Annotated in this window: 8 protein-coding genes; 2 read left to right on the top strand and 6 right to left on the bottom strand. The window is 43.9% G+C overall.

Annotated features, from left to right (window positions below; genetic code table 11):
- Positions 1–358: 358 nt before the first annotated feature.
- On the bottom strand, positions 359–547 hold the full coding sequence (locus AC805_RS09225) for a hypothetical protein (protein WP_055075159.1): 189 nt from the start codon (positions 545–547) through the stop codon (positions 359–361).
- A gap of 48 nt (positions 548–595) precedes the next feature.
- Entirely contained in the window at positions 596–1,270 is a 675-nt protein-coding gene (locus AC805_RS09230; RefSeq protein WP_082429449.1) for a hypothetical protein, read from the bottom strand.
- A gap of 123 nt (positions 1,271–1,393) precedes the next feature.
- Here AC805_RS09230 and AC805_RS09235 point away from each other — a divergent pair, with 123 nt between their 5' ends.
- Complete coding sequence (locus tag AC805_RS09235; protein ID WP_072143570.1) at positions 1,394–2,377, top strand: tRNA-dihydrouridine synthase family protein; 984 nt, start codon at positions 1,394–1,396, stop codon at positions 2,375–2,377.
- Positions 2,378–2,381: 4 nt separating this feature from the next.
- Positions 2,382–3,572 (top strand): esterase-like activity of phytase family protein, encoded by a 1,191-nt coding sequence (locus AC805_RS09240; protein WP_082429450.1) that lies wholly within the window; start codon positions 2,382–2,384, stop codon positions 3,570–3,572.
- On the opposite strand, the gene AC805_RS09245 is transcribed toward AC805_RS09240, so the two are convergent.
- The 4 genes from AC805_RS09245 to AC805_RS09260 form a co-directional block, all read right to left on the bottom strand.
- Positions 3,555–4,343 carry a leucine-rich repeat domain-containing protein gene (locus AC805_RS09245; RefSeq protein WP_055075161.1) on the bottom strand — a complete coding sequence of 263 codons (789 nt, stop codon included), beginning with the start codon at positions 4,341–4,343 and terminating at the stop codon, positions 3,555–3,557. The genes AC805_RS09240 and AC805_RS09245 overlap by 18 nt on opposite strands.
- Before the next feature lie 38 nt (positions 4,344–4,381).
- Positions 4,382–6,121: a helicase HerA domain-containing protein gene (locus AC805_RS09250; protein ID WP_055075162.1), complete on the bottom strand. Its 1,740-nt coding sequence runs from the start codon at positions 6,119–6,121 to the stop codon at positions 4,382–4,384.
- A 149-nt stretch (positions 6,122–6,270) separates the two neighbouring features.
- Positions 6,271–6,606, bottom strand: coding sequence for an RNA-binding protein (locus AC805_RS09255; protein ID WP_009628102.1), 336 nt, complete (start codon positions 6,604–6,606; stop codon positions 6,271–6,273).
- A gap of 366 nt (positions 6,607–6,972) precedes the next feature.
- Entirely contained in the window at positions 6,973–8,247 is a 1,275-nt protein-coding gene (locus AC805_RS09260) for a sensor histidine kinase KdpD (protein WP_055075163.1), read from the bottom strand.
- Positions 8,248–8,630 lie beyond the last annotated feature (383 nt).

An 8,630-nucleotide genomic window follows, 5' to 3' on the forward strand; every position in this document is an offset into this window, starting at 1 on the left:
ATCGGTAATTTCTGTAAAAAATAAACCCAGTAAGGTTTTGAGATCCCCAAAATGGCGTTGCCATTTTGGGAATTAGTATAACGTTGGCTGAGCGAAGTCGAAGCCGCAGATATAGCTACCGCTAGTCTTATTAGGACAAAATTAAAACCCAAAATCATGTTGTCGCGCTCTGCGCGACAACATGATTTTGGGTTTTATGTCCTGATACAGTTGGCGGTATCTATACTTTAATTAATAGCTCAAACAAACCAAAGAAATTTTTGAAAACTTTGTGAAGCAAAGCTTTCAAAAATTCCCTTGGTTTGTTTGAGCGCAAAGCGCTGTATGTCTGCCGAACAATGGTAAAAAAACGATCGCGCTAGATCGATAAATTGGTTGTACTTTGAGTCTGAAGCGAAGTTTTAACGGAAGGGGTATTACGAATTCCTGATGGGAGCAAAGAAAGTAGGATCGTCAGACAGGCGATCGCTATCATACTACCGATAAAAAATTTGGGAAACCATAATTCATTAACATCGGATTTGGGATTGAGTTGAGGAGAAGACATAGTAATCTTGTTTGCAATATTGCCTAGGTATGTGGAGTTACTGACGAATTAATTTACGAAAGGAGTACCCCAAAAGTTCCAATTTTCTTTGTTAAAGGGCGATCGCCATTTCTCGATTAGAGTTCTTTCTAATTGTTGGCGGGGGCGCGTAGCTGATGGAGCATCCCACCAGAAGGTCATCACAACTTGAGTTGGTAGATTGTGGGTGGTATGCAGTTCTCGGTAATTCAGAACATACCTTTTACAGTCATGAACTCCTTTCCATCTTTGATGCGATCGACAGGTCTCACCAATATAGAGTAGCACGGGAAGTTCTGGCTTTGTGAAATCGATTACAAAGTATATACAGGCATCACCACTATCAGCATTGGGTAATCGATAAAATTCTGCTGGTTGAATTGGCAATTTGAAGGGATCGATCGCATCGGGATCGCAGTGGTTAGATGGCAAATCGAATAAGGATGTTTGGCGGACGGGGATCGCTTTGGTGATAGCCCTCTGGTACTTGGCGATCGCCTGTTTCCATGATTGGAGCGATTGACTGCCCATTGTGTAAATTGGGCTACTGTCATGGAGACGATTGCGCTGGGTTGCTTCGCTAAAGAGCGATCCCTGTTCGTAATTCAACCCCGACATGGATTTTAAATTCCTTGTCTCTAAATTTTGGTTTGAAATGGATTCATCGTTATTTTGACTATTGTAGGGAGTGGGGCGATCGCTCATGATGGTTGTTATAATTTTGGTAGCCAGCGAAAGGCGCAGCCTCAAAAATTATAATCAGATACCTTGCCAAAAGCCCTACCATTACCGATCGCTCAAGGGCAACCATTGACAGCACTCGCGCCCATGCAGGATGTGACGGATCTTGCCTTTATGCAAATGCTGAGCGAATATGGCTGTCCCGATTATTACGTGACTGAATACTTTCGCGTCTATGCAAACTCGAATATCGATAAGAAAATTTTGAGGTCAATTACGCACAACAATACGGGAAGACCTGTCTTTGCTCAACTAATTGGCGAGAGCATTCCCGATCTGTTGCGCATTACCAAGCAATTGATCGGCTATCCGATCGCGGGGATCGATCTCAATTTAGGCTGCCCTGCCCCACGAGTTTATCGCAAAAATGTTGGAGGCGGTCTGTTGCGGGAACCTGATACCATCGAACGAATTTTTGCAGCCTTGCGATCGCAAATTTCAGGACTATTCACGGTCAAGATGCGGGTGGGCTTTGACTCAACCACTAATTTCGATCGATTACTGCAATTAATTAATCAGTATCAGATCGATCTATTGAGTTTGCATGGCAGAACTGTTAAGGAGCTATATCGGGGTGAAGTCCATTACGATCTGATTCGCCATGCCGTCCAAACCGTTAACTGTCCAGTGCTGGCGAATGGGAATATTACCTCCTATCTTAAGGCAGAAGCGGTTTTACAAGAGACTGGTGCAGCAGGGGTGATGATCGGACGGGCGGCAATTCGCAATCCTTGGATCTTTCAGCAAATACGCGATCGCTTGGCGGGTCAACCAGTCCGAGCGATCGCGCTCAGCGATGTCTATCATTACATTCAGCATCTCCATGCAATTACTTGCCAAGATACTTTGCGAGAAAAATCCCACATTAATAGTTTGAAAAAATTTCTGAACTTTATCGGTACGGGGATCGATCCCGAAGGACAATTTTTAGCGGGAATGCGCTTAGTGCAGTCAAAGCAGGAGCTTTTTGAACTGTGCGATCGCTATTTATTAGAGCATCCCGATCGACCTTTGGCGATCGAACCCTACGAAAATCTGATTGCGCGTCCTAGTTGTGAATCCAATGCTTAAGAAAATGTCTTTACCGAAGAACTTTTGGAAGTTGCTAAGTTGGTTTTGTTTGGTCTTTTTCGCAACTTTTGCGATCGGCAATAGTTTTAGTGACTCATCGGCGATGGCAAGCGATCGCACATTTACGAACGTATCGTTAGAATTTGTGAATGAGTACAAATTACCAAAACAAAAATTTGAGGATACGCCCGTTGGTGGTCTGTCAGGGCTAACCTATGATCGCCTTAATGATATTTTCTACGCAATTTCCGACGATCGCAGCGAATTTGCTCCCGCTAGATTCTATGCGCTCAAGTTGAAATTCAGTTCTAAGAAAACTCAACCAACGCTAGACCATGTCGAAGTAATTGGCGTGGACCTACTGAAAGATAAAATGGGGCATACCTATCCCAAGGGCGAAATCGATCCCGAGGGAATCGCGCTCACGGGCGATCGCTCGGTGTTAATTGCCAGTGAGGGCGTAACTAGTAAAGGTATTCCGCCATTTATTGATGAATTCGATCTATTGACGGGCAAGTGGCTCCGCAGTTTGCCAATTCCATCGCGCTATTTATTCGGCGCGACAAGGGATGAGGCAAATTCCGATCCAAATTCAAAGGTATCTAAGCCTCAGGGAGTAAGAGATAATCTGGGCTTTGAATCCCTCACGGTAATTCGGGATTCGATTGGCGATCCCTATCGCGTCTTTACAATTACGGAGAATGCCCTCGCTCAAGATGCAAGCCCCGATCTTCGAGAGCCTTCGGAAAGTCGATTTTTGCATTATCTAGTTGGTAATATCGCACCGATCATCGTCGCCGAGCATCGCTATCCTGTCGAGGCGATCGTTCCTCCCATTAATCAAATCGGCGTGAATGAAATTGTCGCGATCGATCGCGGCGGTCACTTTCTCACCCTTGAGCGTTCTAATGGCTCGGCAGGACTGAGTGCTAAAATCTGGCAAATTTTTACGGGCGACGCGAACGATACTTCCTCAATTAAAAGTTTCCGCGTGACTCCTAATGTTCGATCAATCCGCAAAAAACTAGTTTTAGATTTAGCAACCCTCGGTATCAAATTAGATAATTTAGAGGGTATGGCGATCGGTCCACGCTTAGCGGATGGCTCACAAAGTCTGATTTTAGTTAGCGATGATAATTTTAGTGATGCCCAGTTTAATCAGTTCTTACTATTTCGTTTAAAAATTGCAAACTGATTCTGGCTTAATCGGACAGACCCGATCAAGTATTGGGTTTTCATCGAGGTAGAGTCCTGTCAGATTAATTAAACTGGAAAGAGATTTCACATCCCTAATCTGATTTTTGCCGAGATAGAGTTCGGTCAAGCCAGTCAACTTCGCGAGCGGAGCAACATCTCTAATTTGGTTGTGGTAGAGTTCGAGGGAGACTAAGTTGTTCAAGTTCTCTAGAGGGCTTACATCGCGAATGTGGTTTTCAATTAATTCTAGAACCGTTAATTTCTTCAATGTTGAGAGGGGTTGGACATCATCAATTTGATTCCCCGAAAGATAGAGACTTGTCAAATTCGTTAAACTACTTAAGGGTTTCAGGTCGGTAATGCGGTTACCGTCAAGTTCGAGAGTTGTTAATTTATTTAGGTTTTCAAGAGGTTGGATATCCTTAATCTGATTATCTCTCAGATCGAGATCGGTTAAATTGATGAAACTCGCCAAGGGACGAATATCGCTTAAATCTTTAACCTCAGAGAGATTCAGTTTACTGAGGCGATAGAGTTTGATATTTGCGAACTTGCAATCTTGGGTACTAGCGATTTCTAAAAGTACTTCAACCGTTTTTTTTGTTTCTGCCGCAAGCAATGTCCTTTGCAAACACCATTGTTCAAAATTTTGATTCGGGTTTGGTGTGGCTTCTAGAGCTGTGGTTAGTTGGGGCGTAAAGTACGATATTAGGATGGTAATAACTGAGAGAACTTGAGTGGGAACTTTGCAAGAAATAAAAAAATTCACATAAACTCCCTATTTTGATGAGATCTTTTCAGTAAAGGCTAAAAGCCTAAATCGGCTTTGGCAGTTTCAGCGACCCTTAGCACCTCTGGCGTAGAAATTTCTTCCCAAGGAACTTCGCCGATCTCGCGATAGAAAGTCTCGTCATAGGGACGAGTTTGCACTACTACGGGCATCGGTACAGCATGACCAAGTACTAAAGCTTGCTGTTTAGAATCTAATTTCGATAGGATGGTGCGAAGGTTACTACTGCCCGAGACTCCCGTAAAGATTGCTTCAATATCTTTCTCATCATTCAGTAAAGCGGTGATTCTTGTGCCAATTTGGGACATTACTTCATTATCAATTCCCGATGGGCGTTGATCGACAATCAGCAAGGTCACGAAATATTTCCGCATTTCGCGGGCGATCGTTCCAAAAATCGTTTGTCTGGCAGTATTTGGCGCTAGAAATCGATGGGCTTCTTCGATGACGATCGTTAACTGCTGGGGGCGATCGCTAATATTTTTAGTTTGCAAAAAGCGTTCGGCTTGTTGGACGTAGGAATGGTGGATCCGCCTAGTGATGATATTGGTTGCCAACATATAGGAGAGTAAGTTGGATTGCGAACCAAACTCAATCACAATATGCTTGCCTGCGGCGATCGAATCGAGAATGCGCTTAATATAGTTTTCTGGACAGGTTGGGCGTAAATATTTGAGATCGTCAAGACGGTTTAGTTTGCGCTGGAGAGCCATGATCGAAGACTTGCTTCCCATCTTTTGCTCGCAAAATTCTTGAATTTCGGCATTAGTCATCGCCAATAATCGCGAAATCCAATTCTTCCCAAACTCATTCCTTAAAATAATTGCGTTTTCTAAACTGGCTTCGGAGAGGTTTAATTCTTCGCGAATGAGCATTAAGTCTTCGACATCAATCTGATCGTAGCTAATGTAAAGTTCCTGCGCATCGCGAACTCCCCGCCGCTTGGTCGAGTCGGGATCGAGGGTGTAAATTTGTACCTGTGCGGGAAATAGCTGTCTTAAGCCTTTAACCGTGCTAAATCTTTTCCCTTCGGTGGCAGCTTCCCATCCATACTCAGAATGCATGTCAAAGATTAAAGTTACTGCCGCTTGCTTGCGGATAATGCCCGATAGTAACAGGCGCGTTAAAAAGGATTTTCCCGTTCCCGATTTACCAAATACACCGTTACTCCGCTCGACAAAGCGATCGAGATCGAGACAAATGGGTACGGACATATCAATAGGCTGACCGATCGCAAAATTGCGTTTTTGAGGATCGTTTTCCCATCCAAATACTATCCGAAAGTCTCGCTCTGTGGCATCAAATACCTGCGCGAAATGGCTGGGAATTGTTTTTACTGGTAGGAGTTGAAAATCGCTAATTTCCTCAATGCTTTCAGAGGTTGTATTTTTTTTGCGTTTAGTTTTTTTGACGCGATCGCTAGTTTGAATGCTTCTTTGCGCAATTAGATCGAAGGGATTTGCGGGGACAAACATCAACATGGGCGTTAAGGCGATCGTCCCGAATGTGCCCGTACCTGCCAAAATTTCAGTTAAAAAAGTATTCTCAGGATCGGGTGGATTCATGAGAATGCGTGGGCTGGCTGTCCCAAGGGTGACATTGGTGAGGATACAAAAAAAATGGGTATGCCGACCATGAACCACCAAGAATTTGCCGACGCGCATATCTTCGACAGAAATCTCGCCATTGAGTCGAACTTCTAATCCGTCACTTAGCGATCCCTGAACAACAATGCCTAATGGTTGCAATGAATTCATGCAAAACCTGTCGCCTATTTTTCCCTAGAGTAGCAAAAAGAGTAGCAAAAAGAGTGATGTTCTGAACTAAAAAAAACTAGAGGGCGCGTAGCGCCCTCTAGTTTTTTGGGATTTATTTATCTTACGATGAATACTTCGGTATTACTAACTTAGTAACGACCGCCGCCACCGCCAGACTTATTGTAACCACCGCGACCGCCGCCGCCGCCTCTGTTACCGCCGCCGCCAAACGAGTCATTATTCTCGCGAGGCTTAGCCTTGTTAACCTTGAGTACGCGACCCATCCATTCTGCTCCGTCCAACGCTGTGATGGCAGCATCTTCTTCAGCATCTTGGCTCATTTCCACGAAGGCAAAGCCACGAGCGCGACCAGTTTCGCGATCGGTAGGGAAATGAACGCGGGTTACCTTGCCGTAGTCTTCAAACACGGGCTTTAAATGATCTTGAGTAACTTCATAGGACAAGTTACCAACGTAAATAGACATTATGCTTTCTCCAAGAATTCAATGAGTATGTAGAGATAGAGATGTCGGAGAGAAGCTTGTCACGATGAAACAGAAAAAAACTGTCAGTACAGAAAACAATTACTACAACCGATAAATACTTTTACCTTACGGTCAATAGTTTAGCGCATAAGCTTTAAGTTTGGTCATATTGTTACATTTTATTTATTTTTATAGCGATCGCCTACTCTGAGGTCTGCCTGCATCAAAATCACTGTCACCAATAATTTAATATTGATATAAATTTTAGATAAGTACCTAGGCGCAATTAAATATAAAATCCTAAAACCTGTAGCGCACGCGCCGCGTGCGCTACAGGTTTTAATTCTGGTTGTTAATTATGCCTAGTTACTTAAATGGTAAGAAAATAGTCAAAATTTCGCCATCATAGGCGGCAGCGCTAGAATGCATTCTCACCGTAAGCTTACCGCCTAGAGCCTTGAGTAAGGTCTTGGTAGTGGGTAAGCTCAGGCTTAATGTTCCTGTCTCAGGCTGTAACATCAGCCATTGTCCTACCGCCTTAAGCAATGGCAGATCGCTTCCCCCCTGCTGCATTACTTGGGACTGAAATTGTAATTTTAAATATTCGCCTGCACTGGTGAGAATTAATTGGATGTGACTATCGGGGGGGAAACTCCGAATTAGGCGATCGACCAGACCATTAAGTACTTGAGATAAAAGCAATGCATTACTTAAAATCGCAGGAATTTCCGTCGGTAAGATCATTTCCAGCGAGATCTGTCTTCTCCCCGCATGGTCTTGCCATCGCATGAATCCGTCACTTAAGATCTGCTCGATTTGCGTTGCCTCAAGTACGATCGGATAGTTATCCAGTTGCGCTGCCTCAAAAATTAAGTTAAATCTTTCGATCTGTTCGGTGCATTCCGCATCTACTCGATCCAGTCGGTTTTTTACTTCCACCGATATATCCTTGCGCCGTTTGAGCGATCGCACTAACATCCGAATTGTGGTGAGCGGCGTTCGCACCTCATGGGTAATCGCTTTAATGATATCGACTTCTTGAATTTCGGGGATCGGCAACTCTTGATGGATGGAGGATTGAGCCATCAAGATCGTCCCAAACCTTGCCATGATTTGATAGGGAGGCAATATAGGCGGAAACTGTTGCAGCTTAAATTGCCATAAAGACTGTTGCTCGGCACGACGAATACGGGGCAAAAGCACTGCGATCGCAGTTTGAATCGCTAGGGGATGTAACGACCAGATGCAACTATGACTTGTATTGGAAGAGACGACCAAAGCACTAAAGACATCAGTTACTAAAATGCATAGCCATTCTTGATTGAGCGGGTCGGACTTAGGGATGGTAACTACCTGAGTGTCACCAAGGGGCAAAGTTCCTGTGGGAAATAAGGATGACTTGCTAGTGGTAAATACCCATGTTTGTAAATCATTCTGGTGAAAGGTAGCATTGGCAAAAATGTAAGGATGGTGGGCGATCGAAAATCCCTTAAGCTTTGTCTGCATAGATAACTGTTGGAGAACTGCGATCGCCCGATGCCAAAATTCTTTAGCTTCAGTTTGATGTAATTCCTCGACCAACTCGTAAATTTGCGGATCTTGGTGCAATGCCTCGTATATTGTTGCCAATCCTGTCGCCAATGTTCGTTACCTTCAGACTATTTATAGGCTTTTACCAAAAATCGAGAAAACCCAACTCCCAAATTTTCCATGCAAGTATTGTAAATTGGAAGCGCAATCCTAAGGAATAAACCTCCAAAACCTACAAATTATGACTTACTCCCTTCCCGCTATAAAATTAGACATTAAAAACCAAGAATTAGCGTTGCGGCGCAACGCGCCGCAACGTCTAATTCCTCACTGGGAAGGGAGTATACCAATTCCCAAAATGGCAACGCCATTTTGGGAATCTCAAAACCTTACTGGGTTTTGTGTTTAATTCACAAAGTGGTAGTGCTAAATAGGTAAGGATGGGCGGCGCGAAGCGCCGCCCATCCTTACCATATAAATCCTTTCCTTTTTAG

Source organism: Pseudanabaena sp. 'Roaring Creek' (genome assembly GCF_001402795.1).
Classification (GTDB): domain Bacteria; phylum Cyanobacteriota; class Cyanobacteriia; order Pseudanabaenales; family Pseudanabaenaceae; genus Pseudanabaena.